We start from the raw sequence: 22,779 nt of genomic DNA, 5'->3' as shown, positions 1-22,779 counted from the left end.
TTACTCCAGCGTTACATCTTTTGTGTAATCCACATCATCAAACCGAAATCCGAACATATGATAAAAATCATCCCAGTATCCGGTCATATCTGCTAACTGATTTATATTTTCGGAATTTACCTGATCCCAATATTCCATGACCTGGGATTGAATATCTTCGTTCATTTCATAATCGTCCAGACGGATGCGGCCTTCCTTGTCAGCAACCGGACATCCACAATTTAATTTCTCCCGGAAGAGCCGGTTGATCTGTTCAATGCACCCTTCATGCAGGTTCTTGTCCTTCATTACCTTATAAAGTATCGCCATGTATAGCGGAACAATGGGAATGGCGGAACTTGCCTGGGTAACCAGGGCTTTATTTACGGATATATATGCATGAATTCCTTTATGGGAAAAATCTTTATTTATTTGAAGGGAGGTATCGTAAAGGTGCTTCTTTGCGATGCCGATGGTTCCATTGTAATATACCGGATAGGTCAGCTTTGGTCCTATGTAAGAATATGCAACTGTTTCGGCATTTGGTTCCAGTACGTCAGCTTCTGAAAGGGCTTTCATCCAGTCCATCCAGTCTTCGCCGCCCATAACCTTAACCGTTGCTGTTATTTCTTCTTCCGATGCAGGATGAATGGTAGCTTCTGAAATAGAATTATCTTTAAGATTTAATGATTTATTAGTAAAATCCTGCTCCACCGTTTTTAAGGTTGAGGAATAAACAGTACCGTCACCTAAAGTTCTGCGTGGAGCTGCAAGACTGTAAATAACCATATCGATTTTCCCAAGGTCTTTTTTTATGATGTCTATTGTTTCCAGTTTTACTTTTTCAGAAAAGGCATCTCCATTAATTGTTTTTGCGTAATAACCATCAGCCTGTGCGATTTCTTCGAATGCTTTCGTATTATACCAGCCTGGTGTAGCGGTTCTGCGGGGCGGGGCAGCAGGCTTTTCAAACATGATGCCTAGGGTAGAAGCATTGCAGGCATATGTGGCGGTGATTCGCGACGCCAGACCATATCCGGTAGAAGATCCGATAATCAGGACTTTCTTTGGCCCCTCTGTATTACCTAGTTTTTTTGTATATTCTATTTGTCTCATTACATTTTCACGGCAGCCGTCCGGATGGGCAGTAGTGCAGATAAATTCTCTAACTTTTGGTTCAATTACCAATTCAGTTTCCTCCTTATAATAGATACTTTGAATATCAAAACAAATTCTACCATATTCTAATGGAAAAGCCAATACATAATTTCCAGATTAGAAAGTAATTATATAGTGTTATGAAGATGAAATATGATAGTATGAAAAAACATATCATAATTAAGGATGCCGCTTCGCGGATTATGGACAGAGAAGCATATTAAAAACATCTTAGAATCATTAAAAATTTTATATATCTGATTATAAATGTGACAATCAAAGGAAAATAATTTAAAATTTCATAGATTAATAAAAATAACTGAAATTTTCAAATATTACTCTTGACATATAACTAAAGCGGTGGCATAATGTGTATATAAAATAAAATTATAAAATAAATATATACAATATGCACAATGGGAGTGAGCGACATGATGGATAATACAGAAAATAGTGGAGTAATTCGATTAATAAAAGGAAACATAGGAAGGCTGACTAATTCACTTGAGAAAATAGGGAGCTTTATTATAAGAAATCCTGCATATATAATAGAAGCCACAGCTGGTCAGGTGGCAAGGGAGATACATGTAAGTGAGGCGTCAGTAGTCCGTTTCTGTAAAGAAATAGGATTTAAGGGATATACTGATTTTAGGCTTCGTCTGGCAAAGGATTTGGGGGCAGATAATCAGCAGCCGGTACCCGAAAGCATTACAAAAGAAGATTCTCAAGCTGAGGTAATCCGAAAGATAATGTTAGCCGAACAGGAAGATTTGAAATTTACAACTGAGATGCTGAATCAGGAAAATATGTTAAAGGCATTAAAAATGATTCAAGAAGCAAAAAAAATAGGAATATTTGGAATAGGTAGTTCTTATGTGGTTGCTTATGATCTCCATTGGCATCTTTCCATGTATGGTAAATCCACACAGGTGGAGCAGGAGCATGGTGTTCAGCTAATGTTAGCTAATTCTTTAAAACCTGGAGATTTAGCCATTGCTATATCTTTATCAGGAGAATCAAGAGTTCCGGTTATGGCATTGGAAACGGCAAAGAAAAACGGAGTTCCAACCTTGTGCATTACACAAAACCCGAAATCTGAAATAGTAAATTACAGCGATTGCCAGCTTGTATCTTTTAGTAAGTCTTATATGAAGCATGATTTGGCTACCTCTTCACGAATATCCCAACTGGTTATGTTAGATGCATTATGCATGGCGTATGCTGCAATGAATTGGGATAATGCGGCAGAAAAACTAAAAGAAAATCAGAAGCTGATACGGGAAAATCAATTTGGAAGGTAAATAAAACAGATAATATAAACATAACTATCTGATCATAAATTTTAAGAACATTTGTCCGGTTTTAGAGTAAATAATACTATTTTTATTTGCTTTAGATTGTTGCGCTTAAAATGAATGAAAATTTCAGAAAAATATGGAAATAACTGGAATAAATATTTATTCCATTATTTATAGAAGTGGCAGCAAGAAAACAAAAATATGTAATGAATAGGAGGAAAAATGAACAAGATTAAAGCAAAGCCGATTACAACGGAGTTATTTGTACCTTATGGGAGTTTCACCAGTATCCTGAATCCTATAGGGAATCACCTGGGAGATTTTTATAATGACCAGGTTGTCATGCCAGTATCTGGATATATGCCGATAGCCTTTTCACCGCTTGTCATACAAAAGCCGGAGAAAATGATAGTGACGGCAGCTGAATATCACAACACTACTGGAGAGGGAATGGTTTTTATGGATGATGATGCGGTAATACATGTGGCACCGCCATCAAATCATCCTGTGCCGGAATTAACAGAAGCATTTATAGTACCCAAAGGCACTTTGGTAAAATTGAATACGGGAGTCTGGCATATGGGGGCATTTCCGGTGAATAGGTTAGAACTTCATGTATTGATTATACTTCCGGAAAGAATCTATAAAAATGACTGCACAGTTATGGAATATACGCAGGAACAGCAATTAGAAATAGAATTATAAATAATCAGGATTCAAAGGAGGATTAGTGATGTCAGATTTAAAAGAATTATTTTCATTAAAAGGAAGGAATGCAATTGTAACAGGAGGAGGGCAGGGTCTGGGAAAGTCTATGGCATTAGGACTTGCACAGGCAGGGGCAAACATTATTATTGCTGCAAGGCATATTGAAAGTGCCCTTAAGACAAAGGAAGAAATAGAAGCGGAAGGTGTTAGATGTACTGTTATTAAGGGAGATATGCGAGATGAAAATGATGTGAAAAGTATGGTTTCGCAGGTGATGCAGGAATTTGGAAAAATTGATATTTTATTTAACAACGCCGGAACCTGGCGGGGGGATGATGCAGAAAAGGTAACTACAGAAGACTGGAAAGAAGTTATAGATGTGAATCTGACAGGACCTTTTATCGTTTCCAGAGAAGTAGGGAAAGTGATGCTCAGACAAGGCAAAGGAAGTATTGTTAATATTGCATCCATGTCAGGAATGATTGTCAATACTCCTCAAAATCAGTGTGCTTATAATGCGTCTAAGGGTGGGCTCATCATGCTTACAAAATCAATGGCAGCTGAGTGGGCGAAGCGTGGAGTACGTGTAAATGCACTCTGCCCCGGCTATATGAGGACAGAAATGAGTGAAGACAGATATCAGAGAAAGGATCCGGCAATTGAAAGATGGTTTTCCATGACACCAATGGGACGCTCAGGTAAGACGGATGAACTTATGGGAATTGCAGTTTATCTGGCATCTGATGCATCCAGCTTTGTAACAGGAGCTGCCTATGTGGTGGATGGAGGATATACAGCCTGGTAAGCATATGATATTTATGGGGATTGACATTGGAACAACGCACTGCAAAATTGGGGCATATGGAAAAGATGGGGTTTTGATTTCTGAAAATAAATTTGTGACACCGGTAAGAAAGGCTTCAAATGGATGGGCGAAGTATGATATGGAGGAACTATGGAACCGTTTGGAAGAATGCATTATGGTTACTGCAAACGGTTATGCAGATTCCGTGGCGGCAATTGGAGTCAGCAGTCAGGGAGAATCCTGTGTTCTTACAGATCAAGACTTTAAACCGCTCACAGCAGGGATTCCTTGGTATGACATCCGCACTGATAAATATGTGGATTGGTGGAAAAACAGGATAAATGCTGACCAGATATACAGAATTACAGGCCTGGAACTGCAAAGCATTTATACGGTTATGAAGCTTCAATGGCTGAAAGAGCATGAAAAAGAAGCTTATGACAAAGCCTGCTGTTTCCATTGCATGAGTGATTACATAGCAGGCAGAATGACGGGAAGGCATGGGATCAGTTATTCTATGGCATCCAGAACAATGGCCCTTGATTTAAAAAAGGCGGATTGGTCAGATGAAATACTGCGGATTGCCGATATCAGGAAATCGATTTTTCCTGAGCTTATCGCTCAGAATCAAAGCCTGGGTTATCTACGAAAAGATTTAATAAAAAAATGGGGATTTGGAGAGAAGTGCAGTGTTTCGATTGCAGGGTTTGACCATATGGCAGGCTGCCTCGGAGTAGGAGCAGTGTCAGAAGATCAGGTAGTAGCTTCCATTGGAACAACAGAATCCGTTTGTCTGACAGAGCAAAACCTGCAGGCCATGGGAGATGTTTATTATGGATATTTATGGGGATATCATGTATTTGAGAACCGGTATTATTCTATAGGAGGAATTCCGTCAGGGGGCCAGACCATTGACTGGGCTGTAAAAACACTTCTTGGAAAAGAGTTGACAGACAGCGGATATAAAGAATTTGAGGAAATTAGCAAAAGTGCCCCGGTACTCAGCCATGGCGTCTTATTTTTGCCTCACCTGTCTGGATGCTGTGTGCCTGTCATGGACAATCACTCCAAAGGTGCTTTTTATGGGTTATCAAAGGAGACCTCAACGGGTGACATGGCAAGGGCAGTGATCGAAGGAATGTGTATGGAATTTCGTCTGGTTTTGGAACAAAGCAAAAAAAAGAAAATTAAAGAAATTATAGCTATAGGGGGCGGTATAAGAAATGAGTTCTGGATGCAGTGTAAAGCAGATGTCCTGGGAATTGCCATTCGCGTGAAAGCACAGAAGGATGCAGTTACATTGGGTGATGCGATTATTGCAGCACGCAATGCAAATATTATAGATTCCTTAAACAATTCTGTGGATGGCAAGAACAAAGATAAGTATTATATACCAAATCAAAGGAATCATGAAAAATATGAAGCGGTGTACCGGCAGCTCTATAAAAAGTTATACGTTAATCAGAAAGAAGTGAACGACAAGATGCGTTTAATCATAGAAGAAGGGGGACAAAATAATGGGACTTGCTAATATGAAAAGTGTGCTGATTCCGGCTATGAAAGGCGGTTATGCAGTACCGGCATTTAATGTCTGTAATTTAGAATACATAAAAATAGTCATCCAAACAGCACAAAGACTGCATTCTCCGGTTATCATAGCATTACATCCTGTGGAGATTGAATATGCCGGACTTGAGGAAATTAGCAATATGGTTCGAATAGCGGCGCAAAATGCAGATATACCAGTAGTTTTGCATTTAGATCACGGTGATACTTATGAAAGAGCAGCGAGGTGCATTGTAAATGGATTTACATCTGTAATGTATGATGGTTCCCATATTCCATTTAATGAGAATGTAAGAACCACAGCTCAGGTAGTAAAGCTGGCGCACTCTGTAAATGTAAGCGTTGAAGCTGAATTAGGTTTGGTAGGAGGTGCTGAAGGCAGTAAATATGCACATAATCATGGACTTGATGCGACACAGCTTACCAGTCCGTCAGAAGTAGTAGAATTTGTTGACCGAACGGATATTGATTCTTTGGCGGTGGCAATTGGGTCTGCACATGGTCTCTATACGGGAGAACCGCACATTGATATAGAAAGACTTAAAGAGATACGAAGATGTACAGATATCCCATTAGTACTTCATGGCGGAAGCGGGCTTTCAGATACAATCATCAGGGAATGCATTGAGAATGGAATCAGTAAGATTAATATTGCGACAGAACTAAAAATAGCTTATCACCAGGGAATGATACATTCTGTTGAAAAAGATTCCAGTGAATATGATCCCCGCATCACATTCCAGTATGCAATGGAAGAAGCGGCAAAATTAATAGAATCGAAAATAAATTTATTTGGTTCCAGGGACAGGGTATAGCAAAAAACATATAATTTAAGGAGGGTTTTATAATGAGGAAATTCAGACAATTTATTACAGTAACCGGTATGGCAATGGTATTTGCATTAACGGCAGCAGGGTGTTCGGCAGGAAATGAAACAACAGGTACATCAGGATCATCGGAAGCGTCAGGTACTTTAGAATCCGGGGAAACATCCGTCACATCAGAGACAGCTAAAAACGATGAGCAGCAAGAAAGCAGTACACAGAAAGCAAAAGAGGATGGGAAGGGGTTAAAGATTGGGGTCTCTATCGCGGATCAGTCAAATGTATTTTACATTGATATCCTGGATGGTATGAAAAATTCCATAAAAACCGGAGATGATCTGATTGCCATGGATGCTGGATTTGATCCGGCAAAACAAATTACAGATATAGAGGATATGATTCAGCAGGGAGTAGATGTAATGCTGATTGATCCGGTTGATTCTAATGGCATTCAAGCTTCTCTGGATGCATGTAAGGCAGCGGAAATACCTGTTATTGCATATAATTCTCCAGTAGATGATGCAAGTGCAGTTGTTGCAACGGTAGCTTCAGACAATTATATGGCTGGAGAGCTTATTGGGGAAGAACTGGCTAAAGTTTTGGATGGCAAAGGAAAAGTGGCAATGCTGACCTACAATGTAGCAAAAGTTTGCGCAGACAGGGCAGATGGTTTTAAATCAGCGATTGGAAAACATGAAGGAATTGAGATTGTAGACAGTCAGGAAATACAGCCAGGCGTAGATACTGCGTTACCGGTTATGGAAAATATATTGCAGTCTTATCCGGATTTAAATGGAGTTTTTGCTCTGAATGATCCATCCGCAATTGGTTGCGTGGCGGCTGTAGAAAGTGCAGATATGCTGGAACAGGTTCGGATCGTGGGCGTAGACGGATCCGATGACGGAAAGGCAGCAATTGCGGAAGGCAAAATGTTAGCCAGTGCAGCACAGCATCCAAAAGATATCGGAAAAATCAGTGTAGAAACCGCTTATCAGGTATTGGCAGGGGAAAAGGTAGAAGCAGATATCAAAGTTCCGGTAGAACTGATTAATAAAGAAAACTGTCAATGATGAAAAGATCTGCCATAGAGCGTGTTTGTATATTCATTGTGTCAGGGATTGTCCTGTTCAAACACGCTCTGGGACATAAGTATCTGGGGGGAGCCCTATAATCAACGGAGGATTGGGAATGGCAAACGGATATTTTTTGGAGATGGAAGGCATATGTAAGACGTTTCCCGGAGCAAAAGTACTGGACAACATTGATCTGAAAATAAAACAGGGAGAAGTACGGGCGCTGATGGGTGAAAATGGCGCTGGAAAATCAACGCTAATTAAGATTTTGGGCGGTATTTATGAAAAAGATGCCGGAAATGGAAAAATTAAAATAAATGGACAGGAAGTTCAAATCAATTCAGTAAAGGATGCAAAACAGAACGGAATCAGTATTATCCATCAGGAAATCTGTCTTGCAGATCACAGAAGTGTAGCAGATAATCTCTTCATGGGGTGTGAGATTTCAAAAAATGTAAAATGCTTTTTGAATGACAGGGAGATGATCAGGCAGGCGCAGGCAGTGATTGACGACATGGAGATAGATATAGATGCCAGAATTAAAGTTGGACAGCTTAGTATTGCAAAACAGCAGATGGTGGAAATCTGCCGTGCATTAATGAGTAAAGCCAGATTAATCGTTATGGATGAGCCCACTTCATCTTTGACAAAGACAGAGATTGAGCAACTTTTTGTTCAGATTGAGAAATTGAAAAAATCAGGTATTGCGATTATCTATATTTCCCATAGAATGGATGAAATTTTCCGAGTATCGGATTCGGTATCAATACTTAGAGACGGCCAGATGATAGGAACTCATTTAGCAAAGGAATTGACAACGGAAAAAATTATAGAAATGATGGTAGGGAGAAACCTGTCGGAGATTTACCGGAAAGATGAAGCATTAAAAGCGGGTGAGGTCTGTCTTGAAGTGAAGAATTTTACGAATAAGTATTTAAGAAATGTAAGTTTTGAACTGAAGAAAGGGGAGATTCTGGGCATTGGTGGTCTGGTTGGAGCAGGCAGAACGGAATTGGCTAGAGCAATCTTCGGTATTGATAAAGTAGTTGAAGGTGAACTTTTTATTAATGGAAAGAAAGCAGAGATTCGCAGTGCCAGAGATGCAATAGACCACGGTATTGGATATGTACCTGAGAACAGGAAGATAGAAGGTTTGTTCCTGGATAATACGATTCGATACAATACCTCTATCAGCGTATTGGAGAAGTTCATAAAGTTCTGTAAAATAAATAAAAAGAAAGAAAATAATATTATGGATGAATACGGAAAGCGTCTGGCAATCAAAATGACCTCTTCCGACCAAAAAGTATCACAGCTTTCCGGAGGTAATCAACAGAAGGTTGTAGTAGCCAAATGGCTTGCTACAAATCCGGACATCCTGATCCTTGATGAACCCACAAGGGGAATTGATATTGGGGCTAAATCTGAGATATATCATTTGATTTTTGAACTGGCAAAGATGGGGGTGGCAATTATTCTGATCTCTTCTGAAATGGAGGAAATTATCAATCTGAGTACCAGAGTAGCCATTATGTATGAAGGAGAAATAAAAGGGCTGCTGGATGAAGAAGAAGTAAAGTATATTACACAGGAAACAGTTATGTGGTTTGCGTCAGGAGGAGAAAAACATGCAGAAAATAAAACAAAAGCAGCAAACTAACTATACACAGAATCTGGTTTTGCGGTTTATTAAAAATAATGCAGGGATTCTCATTGGTTTACTATGTCTGTGTGTATTTATGACATTTGCCACCGATTCCTTTTTGTCATCTAAAAATTTGTTAACCGTATTGCGACAGATTTGTATTAATTCATTATTAGCATTTGGCATGACTTTTGTACTAATTATTGGTGGAATTGATTTGACGGTAGGTTCAGTATTAGGAGCCAGCGGGGTAGCAGTTGTTATGCTGATTGAAAAAGGAGTTCCGCTCTTAGCTGCAGTTTTATTAGCATTATTTCTTGGAGCGTTGGTAGGACTTGTGAATGGACTGATCGTAGCCTATGTTAAAATGCCGCCGTTTATTGTAACGCTGTCCATGCAGGGAGTGGTACGGGGAATTGCTTATATAATCACAGATGGGCGAAGCGTCTCGAGCAAAGACAAGGTATTTACATCTATAGGAAACGGCTATTTTTTAGGAATTCCGATACCTATTTATATTGTGGCAGTGGTGATGCTTGTTATTGGAGTTGTTTTATACAAGACCAGATTTGGACGTAGAATGTATGCACTTGGAGATAATGAGACGGCAGCCATCTTTACGGGGATTAAAGTACGGGGACTGATTGTAAGGGTCTATATTATTTCAGCATTACTGTCTGCGCTGGCTGGAATTATCCTTGCTTCCCGCATGTATTCCGGACAGCCTGCCTCCGGACAGGGGTATGAATCAGATGCCATTGCTGCGGCAGTTTTAGGAGGAACCAGTTTTAATGGAGGTATAGGCACAATTGGAGGAACTTTAATCGGCGCTCTGGTTATCGGTGTACTTAGCAATGGTTTAAATTTGCTTCATATTTCATCCTATGTACAGATGGTTATTAAGGGATTAGTAATTATACTGGCTGTGGCATTTGATCTGATAAAGAACAGAAAGTAACTGATATATTATAAGAAGAAACCATGGCGCTGACTTAAATGATAGTTATGGGTTTCAGGTGGGAGACAGGGTTATGTTATCCCTTGATAATAGTAAATATGAGGTAGTTATATCAGGTATTGCTTTTAATGCGGCGACAGATTCAGTATATATTTCCAAACAGGAACTGGCAAAGCATTTGTCGCAGCCTTCGGATTATTTTGGCACCGCCTGACTGATAAGTCTTTGATGACTGCTTTTATACTACTTTTTCGTGGTGTAAAAGCAGTCTTCTTTTATGTATTCTCAGATTTAATTTAAGAAATCTCATCGAAACACTTTTCTATCCTGCCCCTTTACATTATAATGTATTAGTACTAGCCTGTTTGAAAATTGATGAAAAGATAAGGAATGAAATAAATGAACGTACTGATAATAGATGATGACCGTTTCGTTGTGGCTGCATTGGAGAAGAAGGTCATGTGGCGCGAACTGGGAGTAGAACGGGTCTACACGGCATATAATATCCGCCAGGCGAGAAAAGTGATTGAGGAAAATACAATACAGCTGATGCTGTGTGATATAGAAATGCCCCAGGGAAGCGGATTGGAACTGCTTGCCTGGGTTCGGGATGAAAAGCTTCCTATAGAAACGATTATATTAACCAGTTTCGCTGAATTTGACTATGCCCAGGATGCTGTTAAGCTGGACTGTCTGGATTATCTGTTAAAACCAGTGAACTACGGGAAACTGACTGAAATTATCCAAAAGGCAATAAAGAAGATCCGGGAACAGGAAAAGGCGAAAAAAAGTATTGTTCAACAATTCTGGCAGGAACTGCTGCAAAGAGAAACAACAGATGAAAAAGAACTGCTCATGCGTAAGGCAGAACAAAAACAACTGGATTACCGGGAAGAAGAAACTTTTATACTTATCTTTGCAGGAATTTATCCCGGATATGATCAGACGGCAGAGTATACGGAAGCAGTACTGGATTTCTCATTTAAGAATATATGGAGTGAGGTTTTTTTACAGAACCGGACAAAGGCAGAGATTCTTATGGATTTGCAGATGTTTTATTACCTGGCGGTTATTCGTATGGACGAAAAAGTCAGCGGATCAAAAGCGGTGAAACAGATTTTGAAATCAGTAATGGAGAATCTTGGGCGGTGTATGGGTTACGATTCCGGTTTTTGTATGAGTAAGCCGGTTTCCCTTTGGGAATGTGCGGACACTTTTGAGGAGCTGACCAATGTCTGTTCCAGAGATTTGTTCTGCAGAAACAATATCTGTGAATATCCGCCTGCTTTGCAAAAGGAATCGGCATATGCGCCTGCCTGTATCAGCCAGATAGAAATATTTCTCAAACACAATAATCAGGAGCAGGTTCTGACGGCCATTCGACAATATATTCAGGAGCAGTGCCAGAAGAAAACTTTTACTTATACTGTGGCTTGGAAATTTAAGCGGGATGTGGAACAGTTGGTTTTGTCTTATCTGCAGGAAAAAGAAATCGAAGGACACCGCCTGTTTATGGATGAGAAGAGCGGATATTATGAAAAAAGGGCATTGAGTTCCATTGAGGATTATCAGAGCTGTTTTGAACACATGATCACAAGGGCAGTGGAATATGCTGGATTTGCAGAAAAATCAAAGTCGGTCATCGATATTGTGACCGGATATATCGAGAAAAATTATGAGCAGGAAATTAATAAGAAGACGCTTGCTGATATTGTATATCTGAATCCGGATTATCTGGGAAAACTGTTCAAGAAGAAAACAGGAATTTCTGTAAATAACTATGTTATGAAGGTTCGCGTGGAAAAGGGAAAAGATCTTCTGGCTAATACAGATATTCCTATTAATGTGATCGCTTTAGATACAGGATTTAGCAATTATTCTTATTATTCAAAGGTTTTTAAGGAACTGGTAGGCTGTACACCCAATGAATATCGGAAAAAAATGGAGTAAATGATTTGTGATATTTTAATACTACTGTGCACAACTTCAACTTAAATTTGGGTTTCGCTGAGTAAGGGGACGCTTTGTTTAGGCTGGGTCATGCAGGTCAAGATGGGAGTGGGATACTTGTATGGACTCTGTCAGCTGGCAGCAGAAGGCATACGGATGCTCCGCCGTCTTTCAGATTGGAAAAGCTGATACTGTATTGGTTTTCATAGAGCATATCCAGCCGGTGGATGGTATTGGTAATTCCGATTCGGTGGCCGTCTGTGGTTGACAGACTGCGTTCTTTATTTAATATTTCCAGGGTCTCCGGATCGAAACCTTTGCCAGTATCGGTAATGAGGATTTCCAGTCGATTTTTATCCGGTAATTCAAATAGCTTTGCTGATAAGGAAATGTGCACTTCTTCATCCAGTGTTACAGTATGTTTGATTGAATTTTCGTTAAATGTCTGTATAATGAGGGGGGGTATCTGTATTCCTTTTGTTTCCGACTGCTGCTCGAGGTGATAATAGAACCCGGATCCATAACGGATTTTCTGAATTTCCAGATAGTCCCTGGTATGGGTAAATTCATGATCCAGAAGGACAAAATCCTCTTTGCACTGAAAGATGTAACGAAAATAGTCTGAAGTGGATACAATCATCTGGTTCATTTCATCGTAACACTCAGTCTGTCCCATACTGTAGATGCTGTTGAGGCAGTTTAAGAAAAAGTGAGGGCGGATTTGCAGCTGCATATAGTTCATTTGAATCTGCATGTGTTCCAGTTCTTTTTCATAGATATCAATTTTCAGCTTCTTTATTTGCCGTATCAGATTCTTAAACTGGGTATTTGCCAGTTCTAATTCAATAATATCATTACTTTTAAAATCCAGAACAGGTCCATCTTCCTGATAAACTGCCAGATTTTCAGAAAAATAGCGAATAGGTTTTAAAACCTGCTGGCGCATATATAAGGTCATTAGCAGTAGTAACCCAACCAAAATCATTACGAAAACAAATATTGCAATCTGAACGAGGAAAATAGAACCGTAGGCACCAAATTGGTCTACAATGATTTTAATGCTGACCCGGTCTTTTTTTAGGGTAAACCCAAGAATCAGGTATTTGCTGAACAGTGACAGTTGTTTGGTCGTATCGTTTAGAGTGGTCAGGGAAATATTCTGTTCTTTTACCAGGGATTGATTCGTTGCCGGATTCCCCTGTTCGTCTGTTAAAGTAATAAAACCTTTTGGGCCCAGATTCATGGATGCGAAAGGTCTTATAAAATCTTTTGCATCCACCCAGCATCCCATTACGTAGTCATTATATTGATAATATTTCATAAGGAACACTGTAGAGCCTGCCTGGTAATTGCTCCAAAGGTCTGAAACTGCCGCAGAGGCAGGTGTATTTACCACCGATAAAATTTCATCCTGAATCTGTTCGCTCTGGTCTTTATAATAAAAGCTTCCGGTGGTATTACAGGGGAAAAAATAATCTGCATTGCGGTCATATACAAAATAATTATATTGGGTTCCATAATAGTCACGGAGTTGTTTGACATCTGCCTGAATAGATTTGACATCCTGAATGTAGGAGACGGTATTTCGGTTTTCAAAATCAACATGTTCGGACAGTTTATTTGATACATAATCGATTAAGAATAAATTGATGGCCGCCTGAGACGTATTCATTTCCTCTGTATAATAAGAAGCGGATGTCTCGATAAAGGACATGGTCTGTTTGTGCAGGACGGAGATAATGATACTGCTGACAATAAAGTAAAGAATGAAGACAGGGATAAAGCAAAGCAGTACAATTCGGAAATAATAACTGATTGAATGCTGGTGTCTGGCACTTTTTGTTCTTTTCATAGGTTGATCTCCAGTAGTTTTTGTATTACCCGTTCCGGGTCTGTGATTAGATTATATAAGGAAGCATGGGTTCTGTATAGCAAAAAATAGAGATGTTTTGAATTTGTGTCTAGTTTTTGTTAGAAAAATGTCCTGATTATGATATATTTCACATAGGAAAATATATATAATTGCCTCATCAAGTCAATTACCCCACAGCAAGCGACGGGGATATCAAATGAATAAAAACGAGAGGTGGAAGGAAATGAAAAAAAGATTATTATCAATATTGTTGGCGGGGGTTTTGTTGCTCACAGGAGCTTCCGGATGTGGGAAAAAAGAAGACAAAGGAAGCGCGGGAGACAGTGAAACTTATAAGGTGACACTGGCATATATCGGAGATAAGCAGCCGGATACAGACAGAATTCAAAATGCCGTGAACGAAATTATGCGTAAAGACATCAATATGGAAATTGAACTGGCGCCCATCAGCTGGGGTTCTTATGCTGAGACATTAAAACTGGTACTTTCCGGAGGGGAAAAGATGGATATTGTACCGGTGCTTATAGATCAGGCAAGTTCTGTGGTAAATGCAAAACAGGTAATTGATATGAATGAATTAATAGACCAGTATGGTACAAATATGAAAAAGATTCTTGGAGAAGAAGTAGTAAAAGCATCTAATATTAATGGCTATGTATATGGTGTTACTACAGCAAGAGAATGGTTTACCCAAAGTGCGGTGGTAATGCGTAAGGACATTATAGATGAGCTTGGTATTGATTCTTCAGCAATTAAGTCATACGAAGATCTGGATGCTGTTTATGCAAAAGTAAAAGAAGCAAATCCGGATATGTATATGATTGCAAGCTGTAATGGAACCACACCGGATGTGAAATATGAAGTAATGGATCCACTGACAGATGGCTATGGTGTGTTAATGGACAGCGGGCAGAGTACGGAAGTAGTAAACTATTATGAAACGGATACATATAAAAATCTGATATTAAAACTTCATGACTGGCAGCAAAAAGGATATATTTCACCGGACGGGGCAACCACCACCGACGGGAATGAGGCACAGGTCAAGGCTGGTTCTGCTTTCTCTTATTTCAGTCCGACCAAACCGGGATATGACCAGAGGGCAAAAGCACTTTGTAATTATGACATGGAAATTGTTCCTATTGGAGAGTTGTTCAGCGGTTCCGTATCCTGGCTTACCTATGGAATCAGCAATGCAACGAAAGATCCGGCAAAAACCATGCAGTGCCTGGATTACATTTATGGAAATACAGATATTCTGAACTTACTGAACTGGGGAGAAGAGGGCAAAGACTATGTAGTTGCCGATGAGGAAAAGGGGATTATTACCTATCCGGAAGGGGTAACCAGTGAAAATGCAGCCTATCACTTAAATGAAGGATGGCAGTTATTTAATCAGTTCGATATGTATATCTGGGAGGGGGATGACCCGGATGTCTGGAAAGAAACGAAAGAAATGAATGATAAGGCACTGAAATCAAAAGCTTTTGGATTTACCTATGATCCTTCCGGAGTGAGTAATGAAATATCAGCACTCAGCAACGTAAAATCCCAGTATATCTCTGCTCTGGGTTCCGGTACGGTAGATCCGGAAAAAACATTGCCAGAATTTATCCAGGCACTGAAAGACGCAGGAATAGATAAAGTAATCGCGGAAAAACAGGAACAGTTTGACAAATGGTTAAGTGATCAGAAATAAACCGGAGATTGGGATAGGAGGCTGTAAAATGACTGCAAAAAAGTATCAGATAAAAAAGTGGTTTCCGCTGTTCTTAATGATGGCGCCGGGTCTGATCTATCTGTTCATCAATAATTATGTGCCAATGGCGGGCCTTGTGGTAGCTTTTAAAAATTTTAATGTAGTAGACGGCATATTTGGAAGCCCCTGGGTAGGCTTTAAAAACTTTGAATACCTGTTAAAGGATGCATTTGCGATAACCAGGAATACCCTTCTGTATAATATGGTTTTTATAACACTGAATACAGTTTTGGGTATCATATTTGCAATATTTATCTGTGATGTGCGAAATAAAAAGCTGAAGACGGTATACCAAAGTGCAATCCTGCTGCCATTTCTGATGTCAATCGTTATCGTGAGTTATATTACATTTGCATTTTTCAGCGCGGATAATGGATTAATGAATAATACAATTCTTCCGGCGCTGGGCAAAGAACCGGTTGCCTGGTATCAGGAGCCTAAGTATTGGCCTGTTATTCTAGTAATTGTCAATTGCTGGAAGGGAGTAGGCTATGGATGCCTGATTTACATTTCCAGTATTACCGGGATAGATCCGGCTTTTTACGAAGCGGCAGAACTGGATGGAGCCAGTAAATGGGAGCAGATCAAATATATTACGCTGCCAAGTATTGCCCCCAGTATCATTACATTAACTTTGCTTAACATTGGCAGAATTTTCTATGCAGATTTCGGACTGTTCTATCAGGTAACCCAGAATTCCGGTCAGTTGTACAGCACCACCAATGTTATTGACACTTATGTTTACCGGGGATTACTTCAGGTTGGAAATATCGGCATGGCTTCTGCTGCCGGATTCTATCAGTCCGTGATTGGATTTATCCTGGTACTGACCGCTAATATGGCAGTTCGCAGGTTTAGTAAAGAAAATGCACTGTTTTAAGGAGGAATTGATCAATGATACAGAGTAAAAGCAGCCTAAGATTTCAGGTTTTGGCAAATACGGTCATGGCAATCGTGACAATCCTGATCATTATACCGTTTATTTTATTGTTTATGTCCTCCATTACCTCGGAAAACGCATTAATCCGGGATGGTTATTCCTTTTTTCCAAAGGAGGTCAGTCTGGAAGCCTATGGTTATATCTTAAAAAATGCAGCCGGCGTTTTTCGGGCATATGGTATTACGATTCTGGTTACGGTGATCGGAACGGTGGGAAACACTTTGCTCAGTGCACTTTTAGCATATCCGTTATCCCTGAAGAATCTGCCATTTAAGAGAGTAATTACATTTTATGTATTTTTCACCATGCTGTTCAATGGCGGATTAGTACCAAGTTATCTAATGTGGTCGGGAACATTCCATATTAATAATACAATTTGGGCTTATATTATGCCTGGATTTCTCATGAGTGCCATGAATGTGCTGCTTATACGTACCTTTTTTGCAAACAGCATTCCGGATGCGCTGTTTGAAGCGGCTCAAATAGACGGTGCCAGTCAGTTTCGTATTTTTGGGACAATTGTGCTTCCGCTTGGCAAACCAATTCTGGTTGCGATGGGACTGTTTGCAGGTTTGGGGTATTGGAATGACTGGACAAACGGCTTGTACTATGTCCGGGATACAAATCTTTATGGCATCCAGAATTTATTGAATAAGATGATAACCGATATAAAAGTACTGTCAAGCGGCATGTCTGGCGGAGGGTCAGTAGCGGCAGCTAATATTCCTTCAGCTTCGGTTCGTATGGCAATTGCATTTGTAGCGATGGTACCTATTTTGTGCTGTTATCCATTTTTGCAGAAATATTTTGCAAAGGGGATTGCTATTGGCGCAGTGAAGGGGTAACGCGTCACACAAAGAGGATTCGGAAAACGGTGCTCTTTTGTATTAAGTTAAATATTGAATAGAATAATTCCGCCGGGCCTGATCAATGCAATCTGATTAGACGGGCGGAATTATCAGTATCCTGATATAAGACAGCTATAAAGTATTTTTAATATGCCGGATGAGCTCTTCCATCTCCGGAGTATTATTATTTTCCTGATTTTCCAGGAGTAAGGGATATAGTTGTGCCTGGTAGCCGCATTCTGCCAGCAAACAGGCATTGTCATAATGCAGCAGATAATAATTATATTTTTCTATAGCTTTCTTGTCTAGCATTTCTGCAATTACATCTTCCTTTTTTTCAAATTCATTCAGCCAGGGCAGAGCACGATTTTCCAAAAAGGAACGGACCTCATTTGTAAACTGATCAAAATTATGATCGTCATTAACAGACCACCATTTTTCTTCACCATAGAATTCGTGATATGGCCGTATTTTAATCTGGCATTGGGATTCACAAAAATTTTTGTTTTGGATTACCATATTTTTTTCAAAATATAAACCAATATTAACGGTAAAACTACAGTTCTGGTTATGATGATATCTGTATTTCTGGAAATTAACGATTTTACATAAACCGTTGTCCTGATATAATCTGAAATTCTGTCCATTCCGTCTGAAACCAAGAGGTTTGAATGTTTCTTCAAAGATATTTCTTATTAAAACTTTTACTTTCTGATTTAAATCATTGTAGGCGATAGGATCATCTTTGCTATCCATAAAGCCGGCAGATTTTGAAATATGAATGTGACTCCCTCCCTTGTTATATTCTAATGATGATTTCACTTTCATTTGGCTGAGATAATCTTAGAGCCTGTTTTAAAAGTACTGCTGCGTTTAAAAAGCAGGGTTATAAATCAGCGCATAATTTGTATTATACAATAGAATTATGGATTTTTGTTGAAAAATGTATTAAATAGTAGATTTTTTGACATGACCAATTTGTTCCTTCTTTGCGGGTAGAAGCATATTTTAAAAAAGGAGGAAATGCAAATGGTCACGATAAGTGTATGTATGATTGTTAAAAATGAGGAATGTGTTCTGGAAAGATGCTTATCTACGGTAAGAGAAATTGCTGATGAACTCATCATCGTAGATACCGGTTCAACAGATGCTACAAAAGAAATTGCAAAGAAATTTACGGAGCAGGTGTATGATTTTGAATGGTGCGATGATTTTTCGAAAGCCAGAAATTATTCTTTTTCAAAAGCTTCATGCGAATATTGTATGTGGCTGGATGCAGATGATGTACTGTTGCAGGAGGATCAGGATAAGCTCCTGGAGCTGAAGAAAAACCTGAATCCAACTGTTTCTGTTGTGATGATGAAATATAATACTGCATTTGATGAGGATGGTAAACCTATCTTCACTTATTATCGAGAAAGACTATTGCGTCGTTCTGATTCCTTTCAATGGAAAGGAGCCATTCATGAAGCTATATCTCCATCTGGTTTGATTGAATATAGCGATATTGCAATTTCACACAGAAAGTTAAAAGTGGCAGACCCTATGAGAAATCTGAGGATTTTTCAAAATATGGTTAATAAGGGCGAAGTTTTAGTACCTAGAGAACAGTTTTACTATGCGAGGGAACTCTATTACCATGGAAAATATGAAGAGTCCTATGGACAATTCAAAGAATTTCTGGATGGGAAACAGGGGTGGATTGAAAATAATATTTCGGCTTGTCAGTTTATGGGATATTGTGACTATCAGCTGGGGAAGCCGGAAGAAGCGTTGTCTTGTTATTTCAGAAGTTTTGAATATGATGAGCCAAGAGCGGAAGTGTGCTGCGATATTGGCAAGCATTTTCTGGATCTAAAACAATATCAGTTAGCGGTTTACTGGTATAGGTTGGCGCTGTCTTGTAAAAGAGTGGATGACAAAGGGACTTTTGTACAAACAGATTGTTATGATTTCATCCCGTTTATTCAGCTGTGCGTATGCTTTTATGCGCTTGGCGATAATGAAAAGGCGGTGATGTATAATGAGTCTGCGGGAAAAGTGAGACCAAATCATCCCTCCTATTTAAGTAACAAGGAGTTTTTTGGGAAACGAAACTAAAATTTATTTCAGAGTGGAGGAAGAATATAATGTCGAATGATTTTGAGAGTCGTTATGGCTGCCATGATAATTGTGGCAGCGATCAACAACCAAATGATGTGGAAGCATGCGAGACGATCAGATTAACCTGTAAGCCTCATTGCTGTACAGGTTGTACAGGAAACAGCGGAATTACGGGACCTACAGGACCAACAGGCCCAACGGGAGCTACCGGAGCCACGGGAGCCACAGGCCCAACAGGAGCCACGGGAAATACCGGAGCAGCCGGAGCGGCAGGTCCAACAGGCCCCACAGGAGCAACAGGAGCCACAGGTGCCGCCGGAGCAGCCGGTCCAACCGGAGCCACCGGTGCGACAGGAAATACAGGAGCCAATGGTGTGACAGGTCCAACGGGAGCCACGGGAGCAGCCGGAGCGACTGGAGCCACAGGTCCTACAGGAGCAACGGGAAATACCGGAGCGAATGGAGCAGCAGGTCCCGCCGGAGCCACAGGTGCAACGGGAAATACCGGAGCAGCCGGAGCTACAGGCCCAACCGGAGCAACTGGAGCAGCCGGAGCAACCGGAGTAACCGGCCCGACAGGGGCGACAGGAAACACCGGAGCTGACGGAGAGGCAGGTCCAACGGGAGCCACCGGAGCGACGGGAAACACGGGAGTAGCCGGAGCTACAGGCCCAACAGGAGCCACAGGAACAGCCGGAGCAACCGGAGTAACCGGCCCGACAGGAGCAACAGGAAACACCGGAGCTGACGGAGAGGCAGGCCCAACGGGAGCCACAGGAGCGACGGGAAACACCGGAGCAGCCGGAGCTACAGGCCCAACCGGAGCCACAGGAACAGCTGGAGCAACCGGAGTAACCGGCCCGACAGGAGCAACAGGAAACACCGGAGCTGACGGAGAGGCAGGCCCAACCGGAGCCACCGGAGCGACGGGAAACACGGGAGCAGCCGGAGCTACAGGCCCAACCGGAGTAACCGGCCCGACAGGAGCAACAGGAAACACCGGAGCTGACGGAGAGGCAGGCCCAACAGGAGCCACCGGAGCGACGGGAAACACGGGAGCAGCCGGAGCTACAGGCCCAACCGGAGCCACCGGAGTAACCGGCCCGACAGGGGCGACGGGAAATACCGGAGCAACTGGAGCAACTGGAGCCGCAGGTCCCGCCGGAGCCACAGGGGCAACGGGAAATACGGGAGCAGCCGGAGCGACTGGCCCGACCGGAGCAACGGGAAATACCGGAGCTGACGGAGAAGCAGGTCCAACGGGAGCCACAGGGGCAACGGGTAACACCGGAGCTGACGGAGCTACAGGTCCCACAGGAGCAACAGGAAATACCGGAGCAATCGGAGTGACGGGTCCCACAGGAGCGACGGGAAATACCGGAGCTGACGGAGCAGCAGGTCCGACAGGAGCCACCGGAGCGACAGGAAATACTGGAGCGGATGGAGCAGTAGGACCCACAGGAGCGACGGGAAATACTGGAGCGAATGGAGCTACAGGTCCAACCGGAGCAACCGGAAACACTGGGGCTGACGGAGTGGCAGGCCCAACGGGAGCCACGGGAGCCACAGGAAATACCGGAGCGGATGGAGCCACAGGTCCAACAGGAGCCACGGGAAATACCGGAGCGAATGGAGCTACAGGTCCCACAGGAGCTACAGGCCCAACGGGAGCTACCGGTCCCACAGGGGCTACCGGAGCAGCAGGCTTAAATGGCGGTGGAGCTATCATCCCATTTTCATCCGGCATCCCGATTACAATGACTACTATTGCAGGAGGACTGGTAGGTATCCCAAGTCTGATTGGATTTGGATCATCAGCACCTTCCGTAGGAATATTAGGTACGACAATTGATTTGACAAATGCTGCAGGCACATTGACCAACTTTGCATTTTCTGTTCCAAGAGCAGGAACAATAACTGCATTGAGCGCATATTTCAGTACCACCCTGGCACTTACTCTGGTTGGCAGTACCGTTACCATCCAGGCACAGTTGTACCAGTCTGTTACACCGAACAATATCTTTTCACCTATACCAGGTGCAATCGTGACTCTGGCTCCGGCGTTAACCGGACTTATATCCATTGGAAATATCAGTAATGGTATCACAACCGGATTAAATATTGCAGTCACTGCGCAGACAAGATTGCTGCTTGTATTTTCAGCATCCGCTACCGGATTGACATTAGTGAATTCCGTAGTTGGTTATGCAAGTGCAGGCCTCTCAATTGTATAATTTAAATTAATATACGGTTTTTTAGAAGAGCTATGATAAACTGAATTTGATAAAGAAGGCTGCCGCAAATGTGGCAGCCTTAACTGATTCAATCTATATCCGGTTTTTTCTTATGATTTGCTAAAAATTCAGTAGGAGTATAAAATGTATAACGTTTAAACACCGTAGCAAAATAGCTGCTGGTATTAAACCCCAGACCCATGGCAGTATCAGTAATGGAATTCTCGTCTAATAGCATAGACTTGGCAAGTTCTATTTTCTGCTGGTTAATAAAGTTTCGGGGAGAGATGCCAATCTGTTTTTTAAACTTTTGTTTATATTGAGAGATTGAAAGAAGACACTGAGCAGCAAGCTCATCCAGGGAAATCTCCACTGTCAGATGATCCATAATATAATTTAAGGATCTCCCGATATCCGGAGTAAGCTGAAATTTTGTTTTTTGTGAAGCAAGTATGAGAATATGTAAAAACAAGTTGATGAAACTAGCCACTACATATGGGTTTCCTTCTGTCTGCGCAAAATAAAAAGCTTGTGTCAGGTACTCGGATTCCTTCGCATTTATTTTCACAACGTGGTGAGAAATTTCGTTAAGTCCGGCGATAAGTGCTTCGGCTGCGCCTGGTTCCAAAAATAAGAATCGCGAGGGATCACTGATTTCTAACTGGAACCAGTATACTTCCCCCAGGGACAGTGGAACTTCATCGGTACTGTGAATTTCGTTTGGGGTGGTAATAAAAACATCGCCTCCGGAGATTTTATAATTGGAATCAGTACTGGAAAAAGAAAGTACGCCCTTTGTACACATGGTAATTTCAAAGGCATTTTCATGGTAATGCCAGTTAAGAGGCGGAATGGCATTTCTTAAAGTGTGTTTTGCAAGAATCCGAAGCCCGGGTATCTGCAGTTGTTCCTCTGCCAGAACAGTACGTACATCGGATTTAAAATATTCATCTTTCCAGTTCGTTGGTTCCACTATAAATCTTCTCCTTTACGACCTTTAATTTTGTACAGTGTATGTAACTGATTGCATTATTTTTTTAATAATCATATAATGAATA

At 41.2% G+C, this 22,779-nt stretch carries 19 protein-coding genes; 15 read left to right on the top strand and 4 right to left on the bottom strand.

What is annotated here, in order from left to right; all coding sequences use genetic code 11:
* Entirely contained in the window at positions 1-1,167 is a 1,167-nt protein-coding gene (gene fabV, locus QR40_RS18490) for an enoyl-ACP reductase FabV (RefSeq protein WP_044296346.1), read from the bottom strand.
* 401 nt (positions 1,168-1,568) lie between these two features.
* Here fabV and QR40_RS18485 point away from each other — a divergent pair, with 401 nt between their 5' ends.
* From QR40_RS18485 to QR40_RS18445, 10 genes are all read left to right on the top strand, one after another.
* The gene (locus QR40_RS18485) at positions 1,569-2,438 is read left to right on the top strand and encodes a MurR/RpiR family transcriptional regulator (protein ID WP_044296345.1); all 870 of its coding nucleotides are present in this window, start codon (positions 1,569-1,571) and stop codon (positions 2,436-2,438) included.
* A 219-nt stretch (positions 2,439-2,657) separates the two neighbouring features.
* Entirely contained in the window at positions 2,658-3,140 is a 483-nt protein-coding gene (locus QR40_RS18480; protein WP_044296344.1) for an ureidoglycolate lyase, read from the top strand.
* Positions 3,141-3,168: 28 nt separating this feature from the next.
* Positions 3,169-3,948: an SDR family NAD(P)-dependent oxidoreductase gene (locus QR40_RS18475; protein ID WP_044296343.1), complete on the top strand. Its 780-nt coding sequence runs from the start codon at positions 3,169-3,171 to the stop codon at positions 3,946-3,948.
* The gene (locus QR40_RS18470) at positions 3,917-5,479 is read left to right on the top strand and encodes an FGGY-family carbohydrate kinase (RefSeq protein WP_044296342.1); all 1,563 of its coding nucleotides are present in this window, start codon (positions 3,917-3,919) and stop codon (positions 5,477-5,479) included. Before QR40_RS18475 ends, QR40_RS18470 begins: the two co-directional genes overlap by 32 nt.
* The gene (locus QR40_RS18465; RefSeq protein ID WP_044296341.1) at positions 5,466-6,329 is read left to right on the top strand and encodes a class II fructose-bisphosphate aldolase; all 864 of its coding nucleotides are present in this window, start codon (positions 5,466-5,468) and stop codon (positions 6,327-6,329) included. Before QR40_RS18470 ends, QR40_RS18465 begins: the two co-directional genes overlap by 14 nt.
* A 32-nt stretch (positions 6,330-6,361) precedes the next feature.
* Complete coding sequence (locus tag QR40_RS18460) at positions 6,362-7,408, top strand: sugar ABC transporter substrate-binding protein (protein WP_052430935.1); 1,047 nt, start codon at positions 6,362-6,364, stop codon at positions 7,406-7,408.
* Between the two features lie 118 nt (positions 7,409-7,526).
* Entirely contained in the window at positions 7,527-9,071 is a 1,545-nt protein-coding gene (locus QR40_RS18455) for a sugar ABC transporter ATP-binding protein (RefSeq protein WP_044296340.1), read from the top strand.
* Complete coding sequence (locus QR40_RS18450) at positions 9,040-10,014, top strand: ABC transporter permease (RefSeq protein WP_044296339.1); 975 nt, start codon at positions 9,040-9,042, stop codon at positions 10,012-10,014. The genes QR40_RS18455 and QR40_RS18450 overlap by 32 nt, the downstream gene beginning before the upstream one ends.
* A 73-nt stretch (positions 10,015-10,087) precedes the next feature.
* Entirely contained in the window at positions 10,088-10,228 is a 141-nt protein-coding gene (locus QR40_RS31885; protein WP_160295842.1) for a hypothetical protein, read from the top strand.
* 185 nt (positions 10,229-10,413) lie between these two features.
* Positions 10,414-11,964: a response regulator transcription factor gene (locus tag QR40_RS18445; protein WP_044296338.1), complete on the top strand. Its 1,551-nt coding sequence runs from the start codon at positions 10,414-10,416 to the stop codon at positions 11,962-11,964.
* Between the two features lie 97 nt (positions 11,965-12,061).
* On the opposite strand, the gene QR40_RS30035 is transcribed toward QR40_RS18445, so the two are convergent.
* Positions 12,062-13,816 (bottom strand): sensor histidine kinase, encoded by a 1,755-nt coding sequence (locus QR40_RS30035; RefSeq protein ID WP_052430934.1) that lies wholly within the window; start codon positions 13,814-13,816, stop codon positions 12,062-12,064.
* A 244-nt stretch (positions 13,817-14,060) separates the two neighbouring features.
* Between QR40_RS30035 and QR40_RS18435 the strand changes: the two genes are divergently transcribed.
* From QR40_RS18435 to QR40_RS18425, 3 genes are read left to right on the top strand one after another with little or no spacing between them, the layout of a single operon-like run.
* Positions 14,061-15,536, top strand: coding sequence for an ABC transporter substrate-binding protein (locus QR40_RS18435; RefSeq protein ID WP_044296337.1), 1,476 nt, complete (start codon positions 14,061-14,063; stop codon positions 15,534-15,536).
* A gap of 28 nt (positions 15,537-15,564) precedes the next feature.
* A complete protein-coding gene (locus tag QR40_RS18430) occupies positions 15,565-16,476 on the top strand; it encodes an ABC transporter permease (RefSeq protein WP_027292954.1) in 912 nt (303 codons plus the stop codon).
* Between the two features lie 14 nt (positions 16,477-16,490).
* Positions 16,491-17,381 (top strand): carbohydrate ABC transporter permease, encoded by an 891-nt coding sequence (locus tag QR40_RS18425; RefSeq protein WP_027292953.1) that lies wholly within the window; start codon positions 16,491-16,493, stop codon positions 17,379-17,381.
* A gap of 135 nt (positions 17,382-17,516) precedes the next feature.
* Here QR40_RS18425 and QR40_RS18420 read toward each other — a convergent pair whose 3' ends face one another.
* Complete coding sequence (locus tag QR40_RS18420) at positions 17,517-18,140, bottom strand: DUF4304 domain-containing protein (RefSeq protein WP_027292952.1); 624 nt, start codon at positions 18,138-18,140, stop codon at positions 17,517-17,519.
* Between the two features lie 273 nt (positions 18,141-18,413).
* Here QR40_RS18420 and QR40_RS18415 point away from each other — a divergent pair, with 273 nt between their 5' ends.
* Positions 18,414-19,484 (top strand): glycosyltransferase, encoded by a 1,071-nt coding sequence (locus tag QR40_RS18415; RefSeq protein ID WP_044296336.1) that lies wholly within the window; start codon positions 18,414-18,416, stop codon positions 19,482-19,484.
* A 29-nt stretch (positions 19,485-19,513) separates the two neighbouring features.
* The gene (locus QR40_RS18410) at positions 19,514-21,721 is read left to right on the top strand and encodes an exosporium glycoprotein BclB-related protein (RefSeq protein WP_052430933.1); all 2,208 of its coding nucleotides are present in this window, start codon (positions 19,514-19,516) and stop codon (positions 21,719-21,721) included.
* Positions 21,722-21,809: 88 nt separating this feature from the next.
* Here QR40_RS18410 and QR40_RS18405 read toward each other — a convergent pair whose 3' ends face one another.
* The gene (locus QR40_RS18405; RefSeq protein WP_044296335.1) at positions 21,810-22,694 is read right to left on the bottom strand and encodes an AraC family transcriptional regulator; all 885 of its coding nucleotides are present in this window, start codon (positions 22,692-22,694) and stop codon (positions 21,810-21,812) included.
* Positions 22,695-22,779 lie beyond the last annotated feature (85 nt).

The organism is Robinsoniella peoriensis, from assembly GCF_000797495.1.
Lineage (GTDB): Bacteria > Bacillota > Clostridia > Lachnospirales > Lachnospiraceae > Robinsoniella > Robinsoniella peoriensis.
The sequence above is the reverse complement of the archived record's forward strand: the minus strand, read 5'-3'. Positions and strand labels throughout refer to the sequence as shown.